Annotated in this window: 25 protein-coding genes and 2 pseudogenes; 13 read left to right on the top strand and 14 right to left on the bottom strand. The window is 71.9% G+C overall.

All coding sequences use genetic code 11. The features are described 5' to 3' along the window. Positions 1-86: 86 nt before the first annotated feature. Positions 87-782: pseudogene (locus tag KBX26_RS33150) on the bottom strand (ATP-dependent DNA helicase); the annotation flags it as partial. Between the two features lie 111 nt (positions 783-893). Further along, positions 894-2,291: pseudogene (locus KBX26_RS33145) on the bottom strand (ATP-dependent DNA helicase); the annotation flags it as partial. Positions 2,292-2,393: 102 nt separating this feature from the next. Here KBX26_RS33145 and KBX26_RS04995 point away from each other — a divergent pair. Beyond that, positions 2,394-2,900 (top strand): DUF402 domain-containing protein, encoded by a 507-nt coding sequence (locus KBX26_RS04995; RefSeq protein ID WP_210861133.1) that lies wholly within the window; start codon positions 2,394-2,396, stop codon positions 2,898-2,900. Between the two features lie 10 nt (positions 2,901-2,910). On the opposite strand, the gene sigJ is transcribed toward KBX26_RS04995, so the two are convergent. Next, positions 2,911-3,876 carry an RNA polymerase sigma factor SigJ gene (sigJ, locus tag KBX26_RS04990; RefSeq protein ID WP_210864819.1) on the bottom strand — a complete coding sequence of 322 codons (966 nt, stop codon included), beginning with the start codon at positions 3,874-3,876 and terminating at the stop codon, positions 2,911-2,913. A 189-nt stretch (positions 3,877-4,065) separates the two neighbouring features. On the opposite strand from sigJ, the gene KBX26_RS04985 reads away from it, so the two are divergent. From KBX26_RS04985 to KBX26_RS04975, 3 genes are all read left to right on the top strand, one after another. After that, entirely contained in the window at positions 4,066-5,007 is a 942-nt protein-coding gene (locus tag KBX26_RS04985; protein ID WP_030327785.1) for a PPK2 family polyphosphate kinase, read from the top strand. 127 nt (positions 5,008-5,134) lie between these two features. Next, on the top strand, positions 5,135-5,761 hold the full coding sequence (locus tag KBX26_RS04980; RefSeq protein WP_030327784.1) for a DUF47 domain-containing protein: 627 nt from the start codon (positions 5,135-5,137) through the stop codon (positions 5,759-5,761). 4 nt (positions 5,762-5,765) lie between these two features. Further along, positions 5,766-6,773, top strand: a complete 1,008-nt coding sequence (locus tag KBX26_RS04975; protein ID WP_030327783.1) for an inorganic phosphate transporter — start codon at positions 5,766-5,768, stop codon at positions 6,771-6,773. A gap of 56 nt (positions 6,774-6,829) precedes the next feature. Here the strand turns inward: KBX26_RS04975 and KBX26_RS04970 are convergent, their stop codons facing one another. Next, a complete protein-coding gene (locus KBX26_RS04970; RefSeq protein WP_210864818.1) occupies positions 6,830-7,798 on the bottom strand; it encodes a Gfo/Idh/MocA family protein in 969 nt (322 codons plus the stop codon). Between the two features lie 218 nt (positions 7,799-8,016). Here KBX26_RS04970 and KBX26_RS04965 point away from each other — a divergent pair, with 218 nt between their 5' ends. Then, entirely contained in the window at positions 8,017-8,850 is an 834-nt protein-coding gene (locus KBX26_RS04965) for an NUDIX domain-containing protein (RefSeq protein ID WP_210864817.1), read from the top strand. A 178-nt stretch (positions 8,851-9,028) separates the two neighbouring features. On the opposite strand, the gene pstB is transcribed toward KBX26_RS04965, so the two are convergent. The 7 genes from pstB to KBX26_RS04930 all read right to left on the bottom strand — a co-directional run bounded on the left by pstB (position 9,029) and on the right by KBX26_RS04930 (position 16,159). Further along, positions 9,029-9,805 (bottom strand): phosphate ABC transporter ATP-binding protein PstB, encoded by a 777-nt coding sequence (gene pstB, locus KBX26_RS04960; protein ID WP_030327780.1) that lies wholly within the window; start codon positions 9,803-9,805, stop codon positions 9,029-9,031. 17 nt (positions 9,806-9,822) lie between these two features. Next, complete coding sequence (gene pstA, locus KBX26_RS04955) at positions 9,823-10,911, bottom strand: phosphate ABC transporter permease PstA (RefSeq protein WP_030327779.1); 1,089 nt, start codon at positions 10,909-10,911, stop codon at positions 9,823-9,825. Continuing rightward, on the bottom strand, positions 10,908-11,999 hold the full coding sequence (gene pstC, locus KBX26_RS04950; protein ID WP_030327778.1) for a phosphate ABC transporter permease subunit PstC: 1,092 nt from the start codon (positions 11,997-11,999) through the stop codon (positions 10,908-10,910). The genes pstA and pstC overlap by 4 nt, the downstream gene beginning before the upstream one ends. A 34-nt stretch (positions 12,000-12,033) precedes the next feature. Continuing rightward, positions 12,034-13,140 (bottom strand): phosphate ABC transporter substrate-binding protein PstS, encoded by a 1,107-nt coding sequence (gene pstS / locus KBX26_RS04945; protein ID WP_030327777.1) that lies wholly within the window; start codon positions 13,138-13,140, stop codon positions 12,034-12,036. A 290-nt stretch (positions 13,141-13,430) separates the two neighbouring features. After that, positions 13,431-14,357, bottom strand: a complete 927-nt coding sequence (gene mshD, locus KBX26_RS04940; RefSeq protein ID WP_030327776.1) for a mycothiol synthase — start codon at positions 14,355-14,357, stop codon at positions 13,431-13,433. A gap of 58 nt (positions 14,358-14,415) precedes the next feature. Beyond that, complete coding sequence (locus KBX26_RS04935; protein ID WP_036410602.1) at positions 14,416-15,285, bottom strand: polysaccharide deacetylase family protein; 870 nt, start codon at positions 15,283-15,285, stop codon at positions 14,416-14,418. A gap of 154 nt (positions 15,286-15,439) precedes the next feature. Beyond that, positions 15,440-16,159: a response regulator transcription factor gene (locus tag KBX26_RS04930; protein ID WP_209444464.1), complete on the bottom strand. Its 720-nt coding sequence runs from the start codon at positions 16,157-16,159 to the stop codon at positions 15,440-15,442. Between the two features lie 241 nt (positions 16,160-16,400). Here KBX26_RS04930 and KBX26_RS04925 point away from each other — a divergent pair, with 241 nt between their 5' ends. From KBX26_RS04925 to KBX26_RS04900, 7 genes are all read left to right on the top strand, one after another. Next, complete coding sequence (locus KBX26_RS04925) at positions 16,401-17,459, top strand: hypothetical protein (RefSeq protein ID WP_030327773.1); 1,059 nt, start codon at positions 16,401-16,403, stop codon at positions 17,457-17,459. Between the two features lie 104 nt (positions 17,460-17,563). Further along, positions 17,564-18,352: a DUF2993 domain-containing protein gene (locus KBX26_RS04920; RefSeq protein WP_210862595.1), complete on the top strand. Its 789-nt coding sequence runs from the start codon at positions 17,564-17,566 to the stop codon at positions 18,350-18,352. 105 nt (positions 18,353-18,457) lie between these two features. Continuing rightward, positions 18,458-18,535 (top strand): Ms5788A family Cys-rich leader peptide, encoded by a 78-nt coding sequence (locus tag KBX26_RS33140; protein WP_310503780.1) that lies wholly within the window; start codon positions 18,458-18,460, stop codon positions 18,533-18,535. A gap of 206 nt (positions 18,536-18,741) precedes the next feature. After that, a complete protein-coding gene (locus tag KBX26_RS04915; protein ID WP_030327771.1) occupies positions 18,742-19,590 on the top strand; it encodes a sulfurtransferase in 849 nt (282 codons plus the stop codon). A gap of 2 nt (positions 19,591-19,592) precedes the next feature. Next, positions 19,593-19,913 (top strand): DUF1416 domain-containing protein, encoded by a 321-nt coding sequence (locus KBX26_RS04910; protein WP_030327770.1) that lies wholly within the window; start codon positions 19,593-19,595, stop codon positions 19,911-19,913. Between the two features lie 193 nt (positions 19,914-20,106). Then, the gene (locus KBX26_RS04905; RefSeq protein WP_247680255.1) at positions 20,107-20,547 is read left to right on the top strand and encodes a winged helix-turn-helix domain-containing protein; all 441 of its coding nucleotides are present in this window, start codon (positions 20,107-20,109) and stop codon (positions 20,545-20,547) included. A 71-nt stretch (positions 20,548-20,618) separates the two neighbouring features. Continuing rightward, positions 20,619-21,482, top strand: a complete 864-nt coding sequence (locus tag KBX26_RS04900; RefSeq protein WP_030327768.1) for a hypothetical protein — start codon at positions 20,619-20,621, stop codon at positions 21,480-21,482. A gap of 18 nt (positions 21,483-21,500) precedes the next feature. Here the strand turns inward: KBX26_RS04900 and KBX26_RS04895 are convergent, their stop codons facing one another. The 3 genes from KBX26_RS04895 to KBX26_RS04885 form a co-directional block, all read right to left on the bottom strand. Further along, positions 21,501-23,555 carry a glycogen debranching N-terminal domain-containing protein gene (locus tag KBX26_RS04895; protein WP_030327767.1) on the bottom strand — a complete coding sequence of 685 codons (2,055 nt, stop codon included), beginning with the start codon at positions 23,553-23,555 and terminating at the stop codon, positions 21,501-21,503. After that, on the bottom strand, positions 23,552-23,932 hold the full coding sequence (locus tag KBX26_RS04890; protein WP_030327766.1) for an SCP2 sterol-binding domain-containing protein: 381 nt from the start codon (positions 23,930-23,932) through the stop codon (positions 23,552-23,554). The genes KBX26_RS04895 and KBX26_RS04890 overlap by 4 nt, the downstream gene beginning before the upstream one ends. A gap of 79 nt (positions 23,933-24,011) precedes the next feature. Next, a complete protein-coding gene (locus KBX26_RS04885) occupies positions 24,012-24,386 on the bottom strand; it encodes a DsrE family protein (RefSeq protein ID WP_030327765.1) in 375 nt (124 codons plus the stop codon). A 12-nt stretch (positions 24,387-24,398) separates the two neighbouring features. Here KBX26_RS04885 and mtfM point away from each other — a divergent pair, with 12 nt between their 5' ends. Further along, entirely contained in the window at positions 24,399-24,503 is a 105-nt protein-coding gene (gene mtfM, locus KBX26_RS32670; RefSeq protein WP_030327764.1) for a small membrane protein MtfM, read from the top strand. The last annotated feature ends 2 nt before the right edge of the window (positions 24,504-24,505 follow it).

Genomic DNA, 24,505 nt, shown 5'->3' with positions numbered 1-24,505 from the left:
TGCGCCGTGCGGCGGGGCGGCCCGGCGGAGGGCGGCGGGGCCTGGCGGCGGGACGTGGCGCGAGGGGCGAGGGTGGACGGGGCGGGTCAGGACTTCGCCAGGCGCTCCAGGGCGCCGCGGGCCACCTCGGGGCGGGTCGTGTACCAGAACGGTGGCAGCGAGCGCCGCAGGAACGGCCCGTAGCCCCGGGCCGTCTCCAGCCGGGAGTCGAGCACCGCGACCACACCCTTGTCGCCGGTCGCCCGGATCAGCCGGCCGACGCCCTGCGCCAGCCGGACCGCCGCGATCGGCACGCTGACCGCCGCGAAGCCCGAACCGCCGCCCGCGTCCACCGCCGCCGCGCGGGCCGCCGCCAGTGGTTCGTCCGGGCGGGGGAAGGGCAGCCGGTCGATGACCACGAGCTGACAGGCGTCACCCGGCACGTCCACCCCCTGCCAGAGCGACATCACCCCGAACAGGCAGCTGGCGCGCTCCTCCCGGAAGCGACGCACCAGCAGCGGCAACGCCTCCTCGCCCTGGAGCAGCACCGGCAGGTCGGTCCGCGCGCGCAACAGCTCCGCCGCCTGCTGCGCGGCCCGCCGTGAGGAGAAGAGCCCGAGAGTACGACCACCGAGCGCCTCGACCAGCCCGAGCAGCTCCTCCCCGGCAGCGTCGGGCAGCCCGGAGACGCTGGGGCGGGGAAGGTGCGCGGCGACGTACAGGATGCCCTGCCGGGCGTAGTCGAACGGCGAACCGACGTCGAGCGACCGCCACCCGGGGCCCTCGGTGGCCGGTACGACGGCGTTCGGGGCGGCGTCGCCGGCGAGGCGGCGGCCCGGCGTCTCGGCGGCCGGACGACCCGGGCCGCTGCGGGCGGCCAGCGCGGCAGCGGCGGGGGTCGGCGGGGCGGGCGGTGGCGCGTCCAGCCCGAGGGCGCGGGCGACGGTGTCGAACCGACCGCCCAGCGCCAGGGTCGCCGAGGTGGCGACGACGGTGCGTTCGTCGTACAGGTGGGTGGCGAGGGTGCCGGCCACCGACAGCGGCGCGACCACCAGTGCGCGGCGGCTGCCGCTGTCGTTCTTCTCCACCCAGGCCACGTCGTGGTCGGCCTCCTCCAGCAGCCGCTGCGCGGTAGTGGAGAGCTCGTCCAGGGCGGCCTTGGCCTGCTGCTTGCGCACCGGGTCGGGGTCGTCGGCCTTGATGTCGCCGATCGCGTCCAGGGCGGTGCGGGTCGCCGCGTCGAGCAGCGTGCACGCCTCCCGCAGCGGCGTCGGCAACCCCGCGGTTATCCGCCCGGCAGGCGCCTCGGCCAGGCCGACGGCGAGGGCGTCGCCGGCGGCGGTGAGCGCCTCGGCCGTCTCCGGCCGCAGCAGCGTCCGGGCCCGCCGGGTGGTCCGGTCGATCAGCTCCGGCACCAGTTCCGCCTGGGCCGCCGAGGAGACCCGGTCGGCCAGCTCGTGCGCCTCGTCGACGATGAGCAACTTGTGCGGTGGCACGATGTGCCGGTCGGCGAGCATGTCGACAGCGAGCAGGCTGTGGTTGGTCACCACGATGTCCGCCTCGCGGGCACGGGCCCGCGACGCCTCGGCGAAGCACTCCTGCCCGAACGGGCAGCGGGTAGCGCCGACGCACTCGCGGGCCGGCATCGACACCAGCCGCCAGGCCTGGTCGTCGACGCCCGGGTCCAACTCGTCCCGGTCGCCGGTGGCGGTCTTCTCGGCCCAGTCCCGCAGCCGCTCGATCTGCTTGCCCAACCGGCCCGCCTCACCGAGCCACTTCGTGCCGCCGCCGGGACGTGCCGCGGGAGCGTCGAAGAGGGTGTCCTCCGGCTCCTCCTCGGTGGAGTTGTCCAGTCGGGCCAGGCAGAGGTAGTGGTGGCGGCCCTTGAGCACGGCGAAGGTGGGCCGCCGGCCGAGCACCGGCTCGACCGCGTCGGCGAGCCGGGGCAGGTCGTGGTCGACCAGCTGGGACTGCAACGCCAGGGTGGCGGTGGAGACCACCACCGGGCCGTCCACAGTGAGCGCCGGCGCGAGGTACGCCAGCGACTTGCCGGTGCCGGTGCCGGCCTGGACGAGCAGATGCTCACCGTCGGCCACGCACGCCTCGATCGCTGTGGTCATCTGCAGCTGGCCGGGGCGTTCCGCGCCACCGGGCACCGCGCCGACCGCCGCCGCCAGCAGCTCGGTGCCACTGGGCCGGGCACCCCGCCGCCGGCCCTTCGCACGGGCCGACGGGGTGGCGGAACCGGTGGCGGTGCGGGGCGGAGTCACCGTGCGACGGTACCCGGCGCCGCCGACACCGGTAGCGCCCATCCGCCGCGTGGCGTGCCACCGACCGGGCCGGGCGGTGCGGGCGACGCCGTCCGGTTACGGCCGCGCTACGACGCGTGGGCAGTATCGGTTAGGGTGCGAATCATGCCGAGCGACATGGTCCGAGTGATCTACCGCAAGTACGACGGCAGCGCCCACCGCGACTACCCGGCCCGCCGGCTCACGGAGGACGATCTCGGCATCTGGCTCGGAGTGCCCGAGGGCACCCAGTCGGTCTACCACGGCCGCCCCTCGGTGGAGAAGATCCCGTTCGTGCTGCTGGTGCCGCACCGCGCCTGGTGGACGGCCATGTTCAACCCGCCGCCGCGCACCAGCGAGGTCTACTGCGACATCACGACCCCGGCCCGCTGGGAGTCCGACGACACCGTCCACCTGATCGACCTTGACCTGGACGTCGTCCGGCGTCGGGCCACCGGCCTGGTGGAGCTGCTCGACGAGGACGAGTTCGCCGAGCACCGGGCCCGGTTCGGCTACCCGGACGACGTGGTGGTCGAGGCGGAGGCGGCGGCACAGCGGCTGTTCGGGGCCTTGGGCGACGGCACCGAGCCGTTCGCCACCGCGTACCGCAAGTGGTTGGCCCTGGTGGTCTGACCGGGCCGGCTCACCAGCGTGGCGGCCAGCCGTCGTCGGCGTCCAGCGGCGGCAGGTCGGTCAGCTTCTCCGGGTTGAGCTGGTTGTAGATGGCGGTGATCCGGCCCCGGTCCACGGCGAATGCGGTGACCAGGCGGATCGGTCGCCCGTCGCTGTGTGCCGTCTCCATCTGCAGGCCGAGCGCGCCGTCGACGAGCACCGGCCGAGCCAGCACCCGGTCGGCGTACCGGCCGGTCCGGCCGAACAGGCCGAGGGTGAGGCGACCCACGGCGTCGGCGCCGAGCACCGGCCGACGGGCCGCGGGGAAGTGCCCGCCCGAGTCGCCGACGAAGACCACGTCCGGTGCGAGCACCTGGAGGAGTTGGTCCAGCTCGCCGGACTCGGTCGCGGCGACGAACGCCTTGAGCACCCGGCGTTGCTCGGCCGGGTCCGCGGTGTGCCGGGGTACGTCCGGCGCGCTGACCGCCCGACGGGCCCGGGAGGCGAGCTGCCGGGCAGCCGCCTCGGTGGTGCCGAGCACCCCCGCGACCCGGGCGAACGGCAACGCGAACACGTCGTGCAGCACCAGCGCGACCCGTTGCTCCGGTGCGAGCCGCTCCAGCACCACCAGCAGCGCCGTGCCGACCTGGTCGGTGCGGACCGCCCGCTCCGCCGGGTCGGGCGCGTAACCGTCGGCCGACGACCGACCGTCCACCGGGCTCACCACCGGCTCCGGCAGCCACTGTCCGGGGTACGCCTCCCGGCGGACCCGGGCCGAGCGGAGCACGTCCAGGCAGATCCGGGCGCAGGTGGTGGTCAGCCACGCGGACAGGTCACGGATCTCGGCGCGGGCCGCCGGGTCGGCCAGCGCCCCGGCGTAGCGCAGCCAGGTCTCCTGGACCGCGTCCTCCGCCTCGCTGCGGCTGCCCAGCATCCGGTGGCCCACCGCGAGGAGCCGGCCCCGCTCGGCCTCGAACTCCGTCGCCAGTTCCCGCACGACCCACCACCCCTTCCGGTCGGTGTCCCGGCCTCCATCCTCCCGCCTGGCGGAGGTGCCGGCAGCCCCGGAACGCCCCGGTGGGCCGGTGCCTGCGGTGGGCGCAGGTCGAGGGTGTCGGTCACCGGGCCGGGGTCCGTCGACGGCTCTCGGCGGGCGGATCGGCGGCGGTTGGGTGATGATCCGTGCATGAGCGCACCCCAGCAAGGGCAGATCGTGGGGCCGGACGGCGGCTCGATGCGGGAACTGCTGCGGGTCACCGCGCCGGTGGATCTCGGCGCGATCGACCCGCGGTCCATGCCCGGCCTACCGGTGCCGGCGGACCGCGCCGAGCACCGTAAGACCTGGGCGCGGGAGCAGGTGGAGCTGGTCGGTGAGGAGCTGGGCCGGCAACAGGAGATGCTCTTCGCGATGGCCAAGACCGGATCGGAGCGGCCGGCCCGCCGGGTGCTGCTGGTGTTGCAGGCCATGGACTGCGGCGGCAAGGACGGCACGATCAAGCGGGTGGCGGGCGCGATGAACCCGCTGGGCCTGCACATCCGCTCGTTCGGGCCGCCGACGCGTCAGGAGCTGCGGCACGACTTCCTCTGGCGGATTCGCCGGGAGTTGCCGCCGCCGGGGTACGTGGGGATGTTCAACAGGTCGCACTACGAGGACGTGTTGATCGCCCGGGTCGGCTCGCTGGTGCCGGAGGCGACCTGGCGGGCCCGCTATGACGAGATCAACGCGTTCGAGCGGGAACTGACCGAGGACGGCGTGACGCTGATCAAGGTGATGCTGCACATCTCGTACGCCGAGCAGGGCAAGCGCCTGCTGGACCGGCTCACCGACCCGCGCAAGCACTGGAAGTACAACCCCTCCGACATCGACTCGCGGGGGCACTGGGACGACTACCAGGCCGCGTACGCCGAGGCGCTGAGCCGGTGCGGCACGGACGCCGCGCCCTGGTTCGTGGTGCCGGCGGACCGCAAGTGGTACCGGGACTGGGCGGTGGCCCACCTGCTGCGTGAGACGTTCGACACGCTCGATCTGGGGTATCCGGCTGCCGATTTCGACGTGGCCCGGGAGCGGAGGCGCCTGTTGGCTGGGGGAGCGGGTGCCGGTGGGACGGTCGAGGTGAACGGCAGGTGAACGAGCGGTGAATGGTGCCTGGCCAGGGGTGGGCCGGCGAATTCCCGGTTCTGCCGTTTCCTAGCATTCACCGAGCGGGCGCTCTCGGGTGCCGCCACCCTTCCACCGACGCGACGAGGTCTGTGCTGTGAAGTTTTCCTTCCGCCCCACCGAGGGCGCCTTCTACGAGCTCTTCACCAGGGCCGCGCAGAACCTGGTCCGGGGCACGGCGCTGCTCAACGAGCTGGCCCTGCCCGGCGTGGACGTGCAGTCCGTCAGCGAGCGGCTCACCGAGGTCGAGCACGACAGCGACCAGATCACCCACGAGCTGTACAAGAAGATCAACTCAACCTTCATCACCCCGTTCGACCGGGAGGACATCTACCGGCTCGGCTCGCTGCTGGACGACGTGATGGACCACCTGGAAGCGGTCGGCGACCTGCTCTACCTGTACGGGCTGACCGAGCTTCCGGCGCTGCCGCGCGAGCTGCACGAGATGGTCAACGTGCTCGACCAGCAGGCCAAGCTGACCGCCGACGCGATGCCCCGGCTGAAGTCGATGAAGGATCTTGAGGACTACTGGATCGAGTGCAACCGGCTGGAGAACGAGGGCGACCGGATCAACCGTCAGTTGCTCGTCCGCCTCTTCTCCGGCGAGTACGACGCGCTCACCGTGCTGAAGATGAAGGAGGTCGCCGACGAGCTGGAGGCTGCCTGCGACGCCTTCGAGCACGTGGCGAACACCGTCGAGACCATCGCCGTCAAGGAGTCCTGAGCCGGTGTCTCCCGAACTCATCGCCGTCCTGGCGGTGATCGCGGTAGCCCTGGCGTTCGACTACACCAACGGCTTCCACGACGCTGCCAACGCGATCGCGACAAGCGTCTCGACCCGCGCGTTGACCCCCCGGATCGCGCTGGGGCTCGCCGCGGTCGGCAACTTCGTCGGCGCGCACTTCGGCGCCGGAGTGGCCAAGACCGTCGGCGACGGCCTGGTCACCCTGCCCACCGGCATCAGCAGCCTGGGGGTGGTCTTCGCCGGGGTGCTCGGCGCCATCGCCTGGAACCTGATCACCTGGTACTTCGGTCTGCCGTCGTCCTCCTCGCACGCGCTCTTCGGTGGTCTGGTCGGGGCGACCCTGCTGTCCAGCGGCGGCATCGTGCAGTGGGTCAACATCGGCGAGAAGGTCATCCTGCCGATGGTGCTCTCGCCGATCGTCGGTCTGACCCTCGGCTACCTGCTGATGCTGGCCATCCTCTGGATGTTCCGGAAGGGGCAGCCGGGCAAGCTCAACCGGGGCTTCCGGTGGGCGCAGACCGCCTCGGCCGCCGCCATGTCGGTCGGTCACGGCATGCAGGACGCCGCCAAGACCATGGGCATCGTGGTGCTGGCGCTCTACACCGGTGGTTTCCAGGAGAGCAAGACGCACATCCCGGGCTGGGTGTTCTGGACCTCGGCGACGATGCTGGCCCTCGGCACGTACGCCGGTGGTTGGCGGATCATCCGCACCCTCGGCCGCAAGATCATCGACTTGGGCCCGCCGGAGGGCTTCGCCGCCGAGACCGTCGCCAGCGCGGTGCTCTACTTCAACGCCCTGGTGCTGAAGGCGCCGATCTCCACCACCCACACCATCACCTCGGCGATCATGGGTGTCGGCGCGACCAAGCGACTCTCCGCGGTTCGCTGGAACGTGGCCGGCAACATCGTGCTGGCCTGGATCATCACGTTCCCGGCCGCCGCACTGATCGCGTGCCTGACCTACCTGCTGGTCCGGCCGCTGTTCGGCTGAGCGCACGAAAGGGCCCCCGGTCACGGTCTCGCCGTGGCCGGGGGCCCTTTGCCTGTTCAGACGTACCGGACGCCGATCTGCTCGCGGACCGTGTCCAGCAGGGCCATCACCTCAAGGGTGGTGGCATGCGGCACCACCGGGCTCTCGGTCAGGCCGGCGGCCAGGCAGCGCTGCACCTCGATCGCCTCGTACTGGTAGCCGTTGCCGGCCTCGTCCGCCGTGAACGTCTCCGGCTCGGCGCCGACCCGGTGCAGTGTGAACGAACCCGGTCGGAAGAACGGCTCCGGCACGTCGATCCGCCCCAGGGTGCCCGTGATCGAGGCGGTCTGCCCGCTCAACCCGACCATGCCGCAGCTCAACGTCGCCAGCGCTCCGGTGTCGTAGCCGAACAGCATGCCGGTGTTCTCGTCCGTCCCCTCCGGGCCGAGCTGCGCCCAGGACCGGATGTGCTGCGGCACGCCGAGCAGCAGGTGGGCCACGCTGATCGGGTAGATCCCCAGGTCCAACAGGGCGCCTCCACCCAGCGCCAGGTTGCGCATCCGGTGCTCCGGCGGGAACGGCCCGGCCACACCGAAGTCGGCCCGGACGCCGCTCACCGTGCCGATCGCCCCGTCCGCGATCAGCTCGACCATCCGCAGGATCATCGGGTTCAGCCGCATCCACATGGCCTCCATCAGGAAGACCCCGGCGGCGCGGGCGGTGTCCACCAGCTCGGTGCTGGTGGCCAGGTCGAGGGTGAACGGCTTCTCCAGCAGCACTGCCCGCCCGGCGGTCAGGCAGGTCATCGCCGCCTCGTAGTGCGCGGAATGCGGGGTCGCCACGTAGATCGCGTCCAGCTCCGGGTCGGCGGCCAACTCCACCCAGGAGCCGTAGGCGCGCTTCGCGCCGTACGTGTCAGCGAAGCGCTGTGCGCTCTGCGCGGCGCGGGAACCGACCGCCACCAACTCGGCGTCCGGCACCAGCCGGAGGTCTTCGGCGAAACGGCTGGCGATGTGGCCGGTGGCCAGGATGCCCCAACGAGTCATGCCGAAACGCTAACCGAGCCAGCTGAACCGCCCGCTGCCCGGTCTGCGGCCTGCTGCCACACCCCGACCCGACGCCTCGGGCCTGACGGCCTGACGAGCGTGATGCCTCTGAGGCATTTTGATGCCTCAGAGTCATCACGCTCAAATCGTCGACCGAGCCACCGCTCATCGCCCCAGCGCGCGGCCGGCGTTCCGCTGTCGGGAACTAGGCTCGCGGCATGACGATCGACAGTGCCGGCTTCGCCGCCCCGGCAGCCCTGGTCGAGCACGCCCGCCGGTTCCAGGCCGAGGGTGGCACCCCGGCCACGCCGCGGGTCGCGGCCACCGTCCTGCTGCTGCGCCCGACCGATGCCGACTTCGAGGTGTACGTCATCCGCCGGGTCGCCGCGATGACGTTCGGCGGGATGTACGCCTTCCCCGGCGGCGGGGTGGACCGCTCCGACTCGGAGGCGCACCTGGACTGGGCGGGGCCGGCACCGGGCGAGTGGGCGGGCCGGCTCGGCGTGGCTTCGGACGCCGCGCAGGCGGTGGTCTGTGCCGCCGCGCGGGAGGTCTTCGAGGAGGCGGGTGTGCTGCTCGCCGGCCCGAACCGGGAGACCGTGGTGGGCGACGTCAGCGGCGACGACTGGGAGGCGGCCCGGCAGGACCTGGAGGGTCGCCGGCTGGGCTTCGCCGCGCTGCTCGCCGACCGGCAGCTCACCCTCCGGTCGGACCTGCTGCTGCCGTGGAGCCGGTGGATCACTCCGGAGTTCGAGCCGCGGCGCTTCGACACGTACTTCTTCGTGGCCCTGCTGCCGGCGGGGCAGCGGACCCGCGACGTCTCCGGCGAGGCCGACCACACCCTGTGGATCCGGCCGGCGGACGCGCTGGCCCGCGCGCGGGCCGGGGAGCTGACCATGCTGCCACCGACAATGGTCACGCTGGCCCAGGTGGCGGCGGCCGGCGACCTGGCCGGTGTGGCGCGGGCGGCGGCCGACCGGGACGCCGCCACCCCGATCACCCCGCGCCTGGACCTCCCCCCGAACGGCGAACCCCGCTTCGTCCTCGCCTGACCCGCACCGCTCGCGTGCCGCCCCTCACCCAAGATCGCGACCCGCACCGCTCGCGTCCCGCGCCTCAGCCAAGATCGCGCTCGAACAGGGAAGTAGTGGCCTCACGGCGCGCCGAGACCACTACAACCAGGATCGAGCGCGATCTTGGCAGGTTCCTCGTGGAGCGGGAACCGGCGGCTCAGCCGAAGCGGCCGGTGATGTAGTCCTCGGTCTTCTTCACGCTCGGGTTGCTGAAGATCTTCTGGGTGTTGTCGTACTCGATCAGCCGGCCCGGGTCGCCGGTCTTCTCGATCGAGAAGAAGGCGGTCCGGTCCGACACCCGCGCGGCCTGCTGCATGTTGTGCGTCACGATGATGATCGTGAACTTGTCCTTGAGCTGGAACATCAGGTCCTCGATCGCCAGCGTGGAGATCGGGTCCAGGGCGGAGCACGGCTCGTCCATCAGCACGACCTGCGGCTCGACAGCGATGGTCCGGGCGATGCAGAGCCGCTGCTGCTGACCGCCGGAGAGGCCCGCGCCGGGCTTGCCCAGCCGGTCCTTGACCTCGCCCCACAGGTTCGCGGCGCGCAGGGCCTTCTCGGCCGCGTCCTCCAGGATCGACTTCTTGCGGACCCCGTTGAGCTTCAGCCCGGCCACCACGTTCTCGAAGATGCTCATGGTGGGGAACGGGTTCGGCCGCTGGAAGACCATGCCGATCGTGCGCCGGACCGCCGTGACGTCCACGTCCCGGTCGTAGATGTCCTGGTCGTCGATGGTCAGGCTGCCCTCGACCCGGGCCCCCGGCAGCACCTCGTGCATCCGGTTGATCGACCGCAGGAACGTCGACTTGCCGCAGCCGGACGGCCCGATGAGGGCGGTGACCGTCTTCGGCTCGACCGTCAGGTTGATGTTCTCGATCGCCTTGAAGCCCCCGTAGTACGCGGTGACGTTCGTGGCGGAGACGCGCTTGGCCATGGTGGTACCTCCGGGGTTCATCGGCTGAGCCTGTTGCGACGGGCCAGCAGCTTCGCCGCGATCGTCAGGATGAGCACGAGGGCGACCAGGGTGAGTGCCGCGGTCCACGCCCGTGCCGGGGCGTACTTCGACGCGTCGCCGGCCTGCTGGTAGACGAAGAGGGACAGCGACGACTGGTTGTTCTCGAAGGGGTTGGTGTTGATCGCCGCGCCACCGCCGGCGACCAGCAGCACCGGCGCGGTCTCACCGGCCGCGCGGGCGATGGCGAGCATGACGCCGGTGACGATGCCGGGCAGCGCCGTCGGCAGCACCACCCGCAGGATGGTCTTCCACTTGGGTACGCCGAGCGCGTACGCGCCCTCGCGCAGTGGCGCCGGTACGAGGCGGAGCATCTCCTCGGTGGACCGGACGATGGTGGGCAGCATGAGCACGCTCAGCGCGAGCGCGGCGGCGAAGCCGGAGAAGCTGGGCCGACCGTCGTTGAACCACGGCGACACGATCAGCACCCAGAACGCCAGCACGAAGAGGCCGGAGACGATCGACGGGATGCCGGTCATCACGTCCACGAAGAACCGGATCGCGAAGGCGAACTTGCCCCGCCCGTACTCGACGATGTAGATCGCGCAGAGCACGCCGAGCGGGACGGTGATCAGGGTGGCGATACCAACCTGCTCCAGGGTGCCGACGATCGCGTGGTACGCGCCGCCGTTGGCGTCCCGGGCCCCGATGTTGTTCATCGAGGTCTGGAAGAAGTTGGCGTCCAACCGGCTGGCGCCCTTGCTGACCAGCGTCCAGACCACCGACACGAGCGGCAGCACCGCCAACACGAAGGCGGAGTGGATCAGGGCGCTCCAGGTGCGGTTGCGGGCCGAGCGGCGCCCCTCGACCGCGTTGGCGGCGGTGAAGAGCCCGACCAGGTAGAGGATCGCACCGAGGACGACCACGAGGACCGGGCCGCCGACGCCGGCGCCGTAGACGATCACGGCGGAGAGCGCCAGGGCCACCACGGCGATGGCCGGGGCGGCGTACCAGGGCAGCCGCTTGGCCCGCAGCGAGTCGGGCTGGGCCGGCGGCCGGGTGCGGTGGGAGGTGGCGGTTGTGGTCATGCGGCCGACTCCGTGAACTCCCGGCGGCGGTAGATGATCGCCCGCGCGGTGATGTTGACGATCAGCGTGATGGCGAACAGCACCAGGCCGGAGGCGATCAGAGCGCCACGGCCGGTCGCGTTCGCCTCGCCGAACGCGTTGGCGATGTTGGCGGCGATGGTGTTGCCGCCGTTCTGGATCAGGTTGAACGAGATGCCGAAGGTGATGCCGAGGGTCAGTGCCAGGGCGATGGTCTCGCCGAGCGCCCGGCCGAGGCCGAGCATCATCGCGGCGATGATGCCGGGGCGGCCGTAGGGGAGCACCGCGGTGCGGAGCATCTCCCAGCGGGTGGCCCCCAGGGCGAGGGCGGCCTCCTCGTTCGCGGTGGGCGTCTGGAGGAACACCTCGCGGGAGAGCGAGGTGATGATCGGCAGCACCATGATGGCGAGCACCAGGGCGCCCAGCATGACGGACGCCCCGAAGGGGCCGTCGCCGCCGAAGAGCGGGATCCAGCCGAAGTGCTGGTTCAGCCAGACGGAGAAGTCCCGGACCGGGCTGCTGAAGACGTCCCGTCCCCAGAGGCCGAAGACCACGCTCGGCACGGCGGCGAGCAGGTCGACCAGGAAGCCGAGCGTGGTGCCCAGCCGGCGGGGTGCGTAGTGCGAGAGGTAGAGGGCGATGCCCAACGCCACCGGCACCGCCATGAGCAGTGCCAGCGCCGAGCTGAGCACGGTGCCGAAGGCGAGCGCGCCGATGCCGAACTTCGGCTGTGTCTCGTTGGGAGACCAGCCCTCGTAGGACCAGAAGTTCTCGGTGTTGGCGCGTAGGGCCGGCACCGCCTTGACGACCAGGAAGATCGCGATGGCGGCGATGATGACCAGAACGGCGGTGCCGGCGGCCAGTGTGAGACCGCGGAAGGCCCGCTCGGCGCCGAACCTACGGCTGCGCGGCAGCGCGCCGCCGCCGCCCAGCCCGGTGCCGCCCGGGGTACGGGTGCTGACTGGTGCCTCGGCCACACGCGCCGAGGCACCGGCGGGCCACTCGTGACTCTGGGTCACGCGCGTCCCGCCGGTGCCGGCGTCGGCCGAGCGGTGGGGGGTTTCACCCATCTGCTCGCTCGATTCGATTGCGGAGTGGTGTCGGTCAGGAGATGTTCTTGACTGCGGCCTCGACCTTGGTGCGGACGCTCTCCGGCAGCGGGGCGTAGCCCAGCTCGGTCATGGCAGCCTGGCCCTCGGTGCTGGCGGCGTAGCCCAGCAGACCCTTGACCAGCGGCAGCTTGTCGGCGGCGAGGCCCTTGCTGCAGACGATCTCGTACGTCGCCAGGACGATCGGGTAGGCCCCGGCCTCCTTGGTGTTGTAGTCGATCGACAGCTTGAGGTCGTCGCCCTGGCCCTCGACCTTGGCGCCGGCGATGGTCTTGCCGGCCGCCTCGGCGGTCAGCGCGGCGAACTCGCCCGCACCGTTACCGATCTTGGACATCTTCAGGCCGGCGTTCTCGGCGAACGACCACTCCATGTAGCCGATGGAGCCGTCGGCACCCTTGACCCGGCTGGCCACGCCGTCCGAACCCTTGGCGCCGGTGCCGCCCGGGGCCTTCCACGCCTTGGCCTTGCCGAAGGTCCAGTCCGCCTCGGCGGTCTTGGAGAGGAAGTTGGTGAAGTTGTCGGTGGTGCCCGACTCGTCCGAGCGGTGGACGGTCTGGATGGTGGTCGCCGGGAGCGTGGCACCCGGGTTGTCGGCCTTGATCGCGGCGTCGTCCCACTTGGTGACCGTGCCGGCGAAGATCTTCGCCAGGGTGGCCGGCTTGAGCTGGAGGTTGTCCACGCCGCTGACGTTGTAGGCGACGGCCACCGGGCCGATCACCATCGGCAGGTGGATGGCCTTGCCGCCGACGCACTTGGCGTCGGCCTGCGGCTGCTCCTCCGGCTTGAGCGCGGAGTCGGAGCCGGCGAAGTCGGCGGTCCCGGCGATGAACGCCTGAATACCGGCGCCCGAGCCGCTGGGCTCGTAGTTGATCGTTACACCCTGGCACTTCTGCTGGTACGCCTTGATCCACTCGGCCATGGCGTTCTTCTGCGCCGACGAGCCCTGGGCGTTCAGCGTGCCGGTAGCGCAGTCGACCGCGGCGGCCGAGCCCGAAGCGCTGGCGCCGGAGGCGGGCTCGTTGTTGTCCGAGCCGCATGCGCTGAGACCGAGCGTCGCAGCAAGGGCGAGGCCGGCAATCGCGCCGTACCGCTGGAGCTTCACCTGAGGGGTTTCCCTTCGCGTCTGACTTGGCGCCCCGATCCGGGGCCCGAGGACCGGCACTGACCGGCTGACACGAAAGTTAGAAGTGCCAGGTAGCCGGTTCGCCGGTCGCAAGTGAACGCGAGGTGAACACGTACGGCCGTTGAGGTGACCGCTCGCTGAGGGTGAGTTGTCCGTTAAGTGAACCGGGATGCACCTGTCGGAAGTATGGGTATATTTCCGGTTCGCTGTTATGTCGCCGACGCCCGGCCGTTACCCGCCGGTGACCCGCTCGGCGCGACGGCGGACGGTCAGCCCAGGTGGTAGTTGATGTGCGCGGACCAGCGGGCGAAGCCCAGCCGCTCGTAGAGCGCGACGGCCCCGGTGTTCGAGTCGTCCACGTAGAGCATCACCCGGTCCAGGCCGCGCTTGTCCCGCAGGTGCGCCAGCCCGGCGGTGGTCAGGGCCCGGCCGAGCCCGCCGCCGTGCGCGGTCGGCTCCACCCCCAGCACGTACACCTCGCCGATCCGGGCCGACCCCGGCCGCTCGTGCACCTTGGTCCAGTGGAAACCGAGCAGCCGGCCGGTAGCTGTCTCCTCGGCGAGCAGGAAGCCCGCCGGGTCGAACCACGGCTCGGCGAGGCGGACCCGCAGGTCGTCCGACGTCCACCGGCCCTGCTCGGGGTGCTCGGCGAAGGCCCGCGCGTTGAGGGCCAGCCAGGCCGCGTCGTCCGCCCCGGGTCGGAACGCGCGCAGCGTCACCCCGTCGGGCAGGCGTGGCTCACCCAGCGGGGCGGCCAACGGTCGGCGCAACTGCCAGAGCACCCGGGCCCGGGTGAAGCCGAGGTCGACGGCGAGCGCGGCGGCCGACGGGTGGTCGCCGTGCGCCCACGCCCGCAGCGGCCCGGTGGCCGAGGCGAGTACGCCCCGGGCCAGCGCCCGGCCGGTGCCCCGTCGCCGGTACGCGGGGTGCACCACCAGCTCGACCCCGATCCCGTCGACCGGGTCGGTGGTGTCCAGGTGCGCGTACCCGGTGAGGGTGCCGTCGTCGGCGCGGGCGATCAGGTGCACGGCGGCGGCGTCGGGGTCGCGCAGCCGGAGCAGGACGTGTTCGTCGAGCGGGTCCGCCCCGTCGGTGTCACCCGCTGAACTGGCGAGGGCCAGTACGTCGGCGATCTCCGCCGCCGCCAGTCGGTCGGTCCGGGTCACCTGGTCGCTGGTCGGCTCCGCGCTGCTCATTCCGCCACCGTATCCGCTGCGTGTCGTGACGCCCGGACCGTCGCCGCAAAGCCGCGGCTCAGGTCGGGTCGGTGGGGAGGGCCTCCAGCTCGAAGCGGGCGGTCAGGTCGGGCAGGATCTGGCGCAGCGCGTCCACCGTGCCCTGCCGGTCCCCACCGGCGTCGTGCAGCAGCACCACCGAGCCCGGTTCGGCCTGGCTCAGCACCGTCGCGGTGATCTTGTTGGCGCCGGGCAGGTCCCAGTCCGACGGGTCCACCGACCAGTGCAGCGGGGTCATGCCGAGCTGCCGGGCCGTCGACACCACCGGGTACGTCCAGGCCCCGCCCGGCTGGCGGTACCAGACAATCGGGGCGTTCGGCACCGCCGCCCGGATCGCTGCGTTGGTGCGAAGCAGGTCGGAGCGGATCGCGTCGGCCGACCGGGCGCCCAGGCCGACGTCGTGGTGCCAGGAGTGGTTGCACAGCGTGTGCCCGTCGTCCACTATCGACTGGACCAGGTCGGGGTGGTTCTGCGCGTTCTCGCCGACCACGCAGAACGTGGCGCGCACGTCGTATTCGCGCAGCAGGGCGAGGACCTGCGGGGTGTAGCGCGGGTCCGGCCCGTCGTCGAAGGTCAGCGCGAGCCGCGGCGTGCCGGTGGTGGAGTGCGCGCCGAACAGTTTGTCGCCTCCGGCGTCTCGCCCGGACCCGTCCTGGCCGGTCTCGACCGGGCCGGCGCTGCTGCTGGCGCCCGGTGTCGCGCCCGGCTCACCGACGCTGGGTTGGTCGGCGTAGTGCGGTCCGTCGGCGTTCGTGGTGACGCCGGCGGTGTGCGGCGGCGTCTGGTCGGGGACGAGGCTGCGGCCGAGCACGTACGCGGAGCCGAGCAGGCCCGCCACCACCAGCGTCACTATCCCCGCGGCCCGCGCGGTGGAGTTGCCCCCCGTCACGACTTCCGCCCGGCCCGCCGGTCACGCCGGCCCGTCGCCCCCGTGTTCAGTGCGCGCACCATCGCCCCTTTCTCCGACAAACCCGGCAGTCAGAATAGAGCCGCCAAGCTGCACAAAAAGGGCATATGGGAAATCGCCCGGGGTGGTCCGCGAATCAGACCGGCACTGGGGCGTGCTCCGCCTCGGGAAGCGACCGCGACGGCGGAACGACGAACTTGTAGCCGACCTGGCGGACGGTGCCGATCATCGACTCGTACTCCGAGCCGAGCTTGGCGCGCAGTCGTCGGACGTGCACGTCCACCGTGCGGGTGCCGCCGAAGTAGTCGTAACCCCAGACCTCGCGCAGGAGCTGGTCGCGGGTGAACACCCGACCCGGGTGCTGGGCCAGGAACTTCAGCAGCTCGAACTCCTTGTAGGTGAGGTCGAGCGGGCGACCCTTGAGCTTCGCCGCGTAGGTGTCCGGATCGATGGTCAACTCGCCGGCCCGGATCGAGCCGCCCGCGCCGGCGGTCGCGTTGCTGAGCCGGCCCACCGCCAGCCGCAGCCGCGCCTCGACCTCGGCGGGGCCGGCCGAGGCGAGGATGACGTCGTCGACGCCCCAGTCGGCGTTGAGCGCGATCAGACCGGCCTCGGTCACCACCGCGACCAGCGGCACGCCGAGCCCGGTGGCGTGCAGCATCCGGCAGGTCGCCCGGGCCTCGCTCAACTCCGATCGGGCGTCCACCATCACCGCGTCCGGGCTCGGGCCCGCGACCAGGGTGCGAACGTCGCGCGGCGCGGTGCGGACCGAGTGCGGCAGCAGGTCGAGTGCCGGCAGCACAGCCGACGGTTCCCCTGCACGTGCGGTCACCAGCAGCAGGATCTCCACGATCACCTCCGTCCCGGCGGCGCGAGGCCGCACGCGACCAGTCGCACTCGTCGGGGAGTGCGCTGAGAAATTGCGTGGTCCCGGCGTCGCTGACGGGCGGGTAACGCGTTGAGCGTAACTGATCGCCTCGGCCGCACCGTCAGGCCAAATCCTGTTTGTCTATCTTGCCCCTGATCGTGGCCTGGTTTTTAACGTCGCTGAAACCCGTGACCACCGCGGCGGGCGGTCGGTCTGGCACGATCGGGTCGTGTTTCCCTCCACCTCGCCCGAGGCCGGCCGTGAATCGTGGCCCGCCGGGTCCCAACCGGGCCCGGCCGCCGCACCGACGCGCGGCCAACCGCCCGCGCCGCGTACCGGTCCGGCCACCACCGACGGCGATCGCCGCGAACGGGGTGGGCCCCGCCGGGCCCGTCGCTCCGGTGAGCCGGCCCGCCGATCCGAAGACGAGGTCGACGAGCCGGAAGAGGAGGTCATCCCCCCGGTCGAGGTGCACCGCCAACTGGCGCTGACCATCGCCGGCTTCGCCGCGCTGCTCGGCGTCGGCCTGGTGCTCGGTGCGCAGACGTCGGGCCCCGGCCACCGGCTGCCGTTCGCCGCCATCGTCTTCGGCGTCCAACTGCTGTTCGTGCTCGCCTGGACGATGGCCATGCGCCCGCCGGCGTTGCTGGTGGTCGCCGGGATCAGCGCCGTGGTCGCGGCGCTGGCCGACACCGCCGCGGTGCGGACCGACGTCGCCGGCCTGGCACCGCTGGGATACCTGGCCGTCGGCGGGTTCCTCGCCGCGGTGCTCGGCCAGCTGGTCCGCCGGGTCGACCGGGTCCGGGTCACCGACTCACTCGGTGCCACCCTGCTCATCGTGGTCGGGGTGGTGGCCCTCGGCACCCTGATCGTGCTCAGCCGCATCCCGGCCGGCACCCAGGCGATCACCGTCTGCCTGACCGCGAGCGGTGTCGCGCTCACCGTCGCCCGGCTCACCGACGCCGTCCTGCCGTGGCCGCGGCTGGCCCCGCAGGTGCCCCGGGGCGCCGCCGGCGTGGTGGCCGGCGCGATGGTCGGCACGCTGACCAGCGCCCTGCTCGGCAGCTACCTGGTAACCCCCTTCACGCCAACCCGGGCCGCCGTGATCGGCCTGGTCGCGGCGGTCACCGCCGTCCTCTCCGACCTCGCCGTGGGGTACGCGGAGGCGGGCCGGTTGATGGCCGGTGAACCGCCCACGATGTGGGTGGCCCGGCACATGCAGGGTCCACTCGGTGGCTTCGCTCTGGCGGCGCCCGCCGCGTACGCCATGTGCATGCTCTTCCTCTGAGTCACGGTTGAGCGCGGAGCCGGTCGGGTACCTACGGGTGCGCCGCCCTGCGGCGTCGGTACGAACGCCCCGTCGCGGCGCGACGGGCGGAGACAGGAGGCGGCGTGGCGCGGGACTATCCGGTGGACGAGGCGCGACCCCGACGGCGTGGCCGCAAGCTGCTCATCGGGCTGTTCGTTCTGCTCCTGCTGCTGGCGGGGTTGCTGGTGGTCGCCGACCGGGTGGCGGTCGGGGTTGCCGAGCGGACCATCGCCGACCGGGTGCGGCAGGAGATCGCCAAGCAGGGCGCGCAGTCCGCCGCCCCTGAGGTGGAGGTGGGCGGAGTCCCGTTCCTCACCCAGGTGCTCGATGGCCGTTACCAGCGGATCACCATCAACCTGCGGGACGTGCAGGCCTCGGTCGAGGGCGACGCCGTCCGGCTGCCGGTGCTGGACGTGACCGCCCGTGACGTGCGCGCCTCGCTGGACACCCTGCGCACCGGCCAGGGCGACATCGTGGCGGACACCGTCAACGGCGCCGGCACGATCAGCTACGAGAGTCTGGCCGCGTTGCTGAACCGCCCAGGGCTCACCCTCGGCGAGCAGAACGGCAAGCTCACCGTCACGGCCCCGGCCGACATCCTCGGTCAGCGGCTCACCATCAGCGGCACCGCCGACGTCACCGTCGCCGACAACGGCGCGGTCGCGCTGCGCTTCAACGACCTGGACGCCGCGGGTCTGCCGAACCTGCCGCTGGCCCGTGCGTTCCTGAGCAACTACGCCAAGAGCATCTCCATCGACGTGCCGCTTCCGGAACTGCCGTTCCAACTCGCCGTCCGGGAGGTCCGTCCACTGCCGGAAGGGCTGGCGGTCACCGCCGACGCGAAGAACGTGCCGATCAACTCGGTCGGCTGACGCCGGAGGCGCGGTGGGACGCCGAAATCCTTGGCAGGCCCGTCGATTCCCGGATGGTGGTCGGCTGAGTGGCAGCTCGGTCACTGGCTGGTAGGCTCCCTGGCCATGGGGACCCACCTCACCAAACGGCGCGCGGTCGACCTGTGCCGCGTGGCCACCTGCCTGTGTCGCCCCGTCATCTGACGGCGGGGCTGTCTCCGGCCGCCTGACGGCGGCCACCGGCACAGGGTTCTCGCACCCTCCGGTTATCCCACCGAACGCCCGGCAGCGGCGCCGTCGCACGAACCCGTGATCCCGTCCTTCAGCTGGGTCCCGCGCGTGGTGCGACAGATACGTCAACCGATTCGCGCGCGTTGGCTCACCATCCATCCTCACCAGGGAGTGATTCGATGAGTCGCGACACCGCACTCGTTTCGGCCGAGTGGGCCGAGAAGAACCTCGACGCCCCGGGCGTCGTCTTCGTCGAGGTCGACGAGGACACCTCGGCCTACGACACCGGCCACATCGCCGGTGCCATCAAGATTGACTGGAAGACCGACCTTCAGGACCAGGTCCGCCGGGACTTCGTCAACAAGACGCAGTTCGAGGCGCTGCTCTCCGAGCGGGGCATCAGCAACGACGACGTCGTGGTCCTCTACGGCGGCAACAACAACTGGTTCGCCGCGTACGCGTACTGGTACTTCAAGCTCTACGGCCACCGCGACGTGAAGCTGCTCGACGGCGGTCGCAAGAAGTGGGAGCTGGACGCCCGCCCGCTCGTGACCGACCAGGTGTCCCGCCCGGCGACGCAGTACGTCGCGCAGGAGCCGGACACCTCCATCCGGGCCTTCCGGGACGAGGTCGTCGCCGCGATCGGCACCAAGAACCTGGTCGACGTGCGCAGCCCCGACGAGTTCGCCGGTCGCCTGCTCGCCCCCGCCCACCTGCCGCAGGAGCAGGCGCAGCGGGCCGGCCACATCCCCACCGCGATCAGCGTGCCGTGGTCCAAGGCGGCCAACGAGGACGGCACCTTCCGGTCCGACGACGAGCTGCGCAAGATCTACGGCGACGCGGGGCTCGACGACGGCAAGGAGACCATCGCGTACTGCCGGATCGGTGAGCGCTCGTCGCACACCTGGTTCGTGCTCCAGGAGCTGCTGGGTCACCGCAACGTCAAGAACTACGACGGCTCCTGGACCGAGTACGGCTCGCTGGTCGGTGTGCCGGTGGCGCTCGGCGACGAACCCGGGGAGGCCTGATCATGACTCTTCCCACCGCTGCGGGCTGCGCCGCACCGGACCAGGCCGCGCCGCTGCCGGCCAGCCTGGACCTGGAGAAGGAAACCGTCATCACCGGTGTCGTCCGCTCCGCCGAGGCCGAGCCGGTGCCGGGGGCGTACGTCCGGTTGCTCGACTCGACCGGTGAGTTCACCGCCGAGGTGGTCACCTCGGCCGCTGGGCAGTTCCGGTTCTTCGCCGCGCCGGGCTCATGGACGCTGCGGGCGTTGTCCCGGCACGGCAACGGCGACACCGCGGTCACCGCCGGCCGGGGTGTCAACGAGGTTGCCGTCACCGTCGCCTGACCCACTGCTCTGATCGATCGGGGCCGGTCACCCTCCCGGGGGTGGCCGGCCCCGGTCGTGTCCCGTCGACGCGCCGGGGCGGGTGCCGAAATCCATCGGCATGCGTCACTATCTTCTGGTGGAATTCAGGGATGAAAGTGGCGTGTCCGACGAAGGGGTCCCCATCGTCCTCTTCGTGGGCACCGACAGGTCGATGCGGCAGCGGGTGCTGAGCCAACTCGACGGGCTCGCCCCGGTGCGCAGCTGCGCCGACCTGGCCGAGCTGCGTGAGCTGCTGTCGTCACCGGCGGGCCTGGTGCCGGTCGATCCGCGCGCCAAGGCGCGCGGCCTGGTCGAATGGGGTGGGCTCGTCGTCGACCGGGCCGGACACCGGGTCACCTGGCGCGGCGACCCGGTCCCGCTGACCCCGGCCGAACGCGAGCTGCTCGCCCTGCTCATCGGCCCGCCGCTGGTGGTGTGGAGCTACGAACAGCTCTGTGCCGCCGCGCTGGGTGGCGCTGACACCACCGCGCTGCGGTCCACGATCAAACGGCTTCGTCGCCGGTTGCGGGGCCTGCCGGGCGGACCGCAGGTGCACACCGTACGAGGGGTCGGCTACCGGCTCGACCGGCCGCCGCGGCGCAACGACCACTGACCCGCCGTCGCCCGGCAGTGCCGACCGGCTCCGCCGCCGGCCCGGCGGCGGGCCCGTGACACCATGACCGGGTGAGCGGTGCTGTCCAGACGGGTTGGGCCTCCTCGGCCGGCCCCGCCGCGCCGGCACCAGCCGGGTCGCGGCGGCGGTGGCTGCTGGTCGTGACCGTGGCCTGGGCGGTGTTGCTGGCCGGGCTCACCTGGGTGTCGGTGCGGGACGACCCGCCAACGGTGCGCGAACAGCGGTCCCTCGACCAGGCCGGCCCGGTGGTCGACCGGGCGGTCGGCGAGCTGGCCCTCGCGGCCGGTGCCGCGGGTCTGCTGGAGCTGGGCCCGGCGCGGATCGCGTCCGGCTGCCGGGTCACCCCGTTCGCCGACGGGGCGAGGCTGCGACGTGAGGTCGGTGTGCTCGCGGCCACCGGCGACGAGCGGGCCGTGCTGTCCGGCATCGCCGAACGGCTGCCGGCCAGCTGGCGGGCCGGGGTCTGGACCGGAGTGGACGGCCCCGAGCTGCGCGCCGACGCCGGAGAGTTCGTGGCCGTCGAGGGGCGGCCGACAGGTGACGGCCGGGTGCGACTGGTCGTCGACACCGGTTGCCGGCCGGTCGGCACCGGCTACTCTCCGGCCCCGGCCACCGCCGCCGGCCCGGAGACCGCCGCGCTGAGCGCCGCGCTGCTGGCACTCGACCGGCCGGGCGACACCGCGCCGGAGCTGGTCACCGCGCCCTGCCCGGGCGGCGGGTTCGCCCGTACCGCGCGGTCCGCCAACGGTCCCGGTCCGGCGGCCTCGACGGCCGCACTCGCCCCGCTGGCCGGCAACGCCCCACTGGTGGACCAACCCCCGGTGTACGCGTACCGCACCGGTGCCGTCACGGTGCTCGCCGAGATCGGCCCGGACGCCACCCGGCTGGCCGCCACCGTCGGCTGCCCGGGCTGAGCCGGCAGCCGGGCCGGGTCAGCCCCCGCCCGGCCGTTCCTCCGGGTCGCGGCTGCGGCCCAACGCGTCGACAGTGCCCCACCGACCGGGAATGTCCAACAGCTCGACGCGGCCCATCCCCGATGGCACGGCCGGGTCGATGATCAGGTGTTCGCCCTGCGGCTCCAACCCCAGCATCACCCGCAGCAGCAGCAGTGGGGTGCCCGTCGACCAGGCCTGCGGGCTGCACGCGGTCGGGTACTCCACCGGATAGTTGGTGAGGTCGCGGGCGTAGCCGGCGAACGCCTCCGGCAGCCGCCCCCCGAAGTACCGGGACGCGGCCAGCATCGTCTCGCAGATCAGCCCGGCCTCGTCCCGGAAGCCGTACCGCCACAACCCCCAGGCGATGATCGAGTTGTCGAACGGCCAGACCGTGCCCACGTGGTAGCCGATCGGGTTGTACCGCCCCTCGTCGGCGGCGAGCGTCCGCACCCCCCAGCCGGAGAACAGGCGCGGCCCGAGCAGGTGCTCGACCACCTTGCCGGCACGTGACTCGTCCACGATGCCGCTCCACAGCAGGTGCCCGATGTTCGAGGTCAGCGCGTCCACCTGCCGGCCGTCGGCGTCCAGCGCGAGCGCGTAGTGCTCCCGCTCGGGGATCCAGAAGTCGCGGTCGAACCGCTGTTTCAGGTCGGCGGCCTCCCGCTCCAACGTGTCGGCGAACTCCGGGTCGTTCCAGAACTTCCGGGCCAGCCGGGCGGCCCGGATCTTCGCGTCGTACGCGTAGCCCTGCAGCTCACAGGTGGCCCGGGGGAAGCCGGGCAGTTGGCCGTCGGCGTACGAGATGGCGTCCCAGGAGTCCTTCCAGCACTGGTTCTGCAGGCCGGTCTCCGGGTTGCGGGTCTGGTACCAGAGGTAGCCCGTGCCGAGCAGGTCACCGTAGGTGTCGATCCACTTCAACGCCGCGCGGACCTGCGACTCCAGCTTGCGAACGAGGGCGGAGTCCCCGGTCCACAGCTCGTACTCGTCGAGCAGGATGATGAACAGCGGTGTCGAGTCGGCCGACCCGTAGTACGGCGAGTGGGGCTGCTCCTCGAAGCCGGCGGTCTCGCCGTACCGCAGCTCGTGCAGGATCTTGCCGGGTTCCTCGTCCCGGAAGTCGTCCACCCGGTGACCCTGGAGCCCGGCCAGCATCAGGATGGTCGGCGGGACCAGCTCCGGCAGGAACGGCAACACCTGCAACGAGGTGATGATGCTGTCCCGGCCGAACAGGGTCATGAACCAGGGCAGCCCGGCGGCGATCAGCCGCACGCCCAGGGCGATCGACTCGTAGCGCAGCGCGGCCAGGTCGTTGAGGCTGCGCCGGTACGCCCCGGCCAGCGGCTCGCAGTCGCAGCCGAGCTTCGGCGCCCGGTCGATCAGCTCCTGCTGTTCGGCCCGGATGGCGTCCGCGCTGCGGCTGCCGCCGTACGGGAGGGTGGCTCTGATGTCCTGGCTGCGGGCCCCGAAGACGACGCTGGACACGTGCAGCCGGGTGCTCCACCTGCCGTTGCGGGCGATCCGGATCCGGAAGGTCATCCCGGTCTCGTCGATCCGGGCCGGCGCGGTGGTCCGGAGCACCATCTCCCGGTGGAACTCCTCCCGTCGGTAGGCCAGCCGCAGCTCGTTCTCGCCGACAGTGATGGTGGTCCGACCCCGCTTCTGCCGAGCGTTCTTGATCTCGAACAGGTCGGCGAAGTCGGCCCCGACCTCGATGCGGAGGGTGCACTCGACCTCCGCGCCGAGGTGGTTCAGCACGGTCAGCTCCTCCTCGAAGCTGCCCACTATCGCCCGGCTGCGGATCACCGACGCCTTCGCGTCCAGGTAGTGGGTGGGTTCGCCGGGGGCGAGGAAGAACGTGGTGCGGTACGACTCGGAGTCGTCGACGGAGAGGGCGTGCAGCCGTTCGCCGTCCAGGGTGAGCACCCAGGTGGACAGGAAGCGGGTGTCGAAGGAGAACAGCCCGGTGGGGAAGTCGTAGGACGGCTCGATGTCGCCACGTCGGTCGCTGACCAGGAAGGTGTTGCCGTCCAGGATGCTGACGAGGTCTCTCACCGTTGTCGCCCGGCTGCTCGGCGGGCCGTTTCGCGGGGGTCGCGGGTGCCGGGCGGGTCCGGAAAGAACCGCCGGAAGGCGAGGAAGAGCACCACGTTTCCGCTGAACGTGCTCTCGTTGCGCAGCACCGCCGCGATCCCCTGGGCCTCCCCGGAGATCAGCCGGTCGAAGAGGGCGGCGCTGCTGTACCAGATCGCGTCGGCCGGGCCACGCTCGCGGCTGACCCGCACGGACCCGGGCCGCATCCGGACCAGCCAGTGTTCGGTGCGGTGGTTGTCGCCGAGGTCGATCTGGAGGGTGCCGTCGGCCAGGCCGCCCAGGATCTCCGGGGCACGCGACGGCAGCGCTTCGAAGAACCTCTCCGCCGCCTCGGTCACATCCGAATCGTAGGCAGCTGTCCGAGATGTCGGGTCGGTATCGGCACTCCGCTCGGATCGACCCACCGCCGCCGTGCGGTCAGTAGACGAGCGCCTGCGCGCCCTCGGCCAGCGCTTCCTCGACGAAGACCGCGGCACCGGCGATCCGGACCCCGGGGAGTACGTCGTCCGGGCCGATCTCCCGTCGGGCCGCGCACTGCGTGCAGGCGGTCACCCGACCGCTGGTCAGGATGACGTGCAACAACTCGGCCAGCGGTGCGGAGTGCGGCAGGTCGAACTGCTGGGCGCGGCCGGGCACTGCGAACCAGGTGGACTCACCGGTCAACCAGAGTGAGACGTCCACCCCGGCCGCGACCGCCGTCGCGGCGACGGTGAATGCCTGTGCGCACCGCTCCGGGGCGTCAGCCCCCGCGGTGGCCTTGACGACGAGAGTGCGGGCCATGTGGCCCAGCATAGGATGGCCGGGATGGTTACCGAGATCGGGTTTGTCAGCCTGCTGGTCGCTGGCCTGGGCGGGCTCGCCGGTGGCCTGGTTTACCTTGCCGTACGCATTTCGAGAGGACGCTGGTGACG

Source organism: Micromonospora sp. C97 (assembly GCF_018070385.1).
Taxonomy (GTDB): Bacteria; Actinomycetota; Actinomycetes; order Mycobacteriales; family Micromonosporaceae; genus Micromonospora; species Micromonospora parva.
Note: the sequence above shows the minus strand (reverse complement) of the source record. Positions and strands in the feature narration are given on the sequence as shown.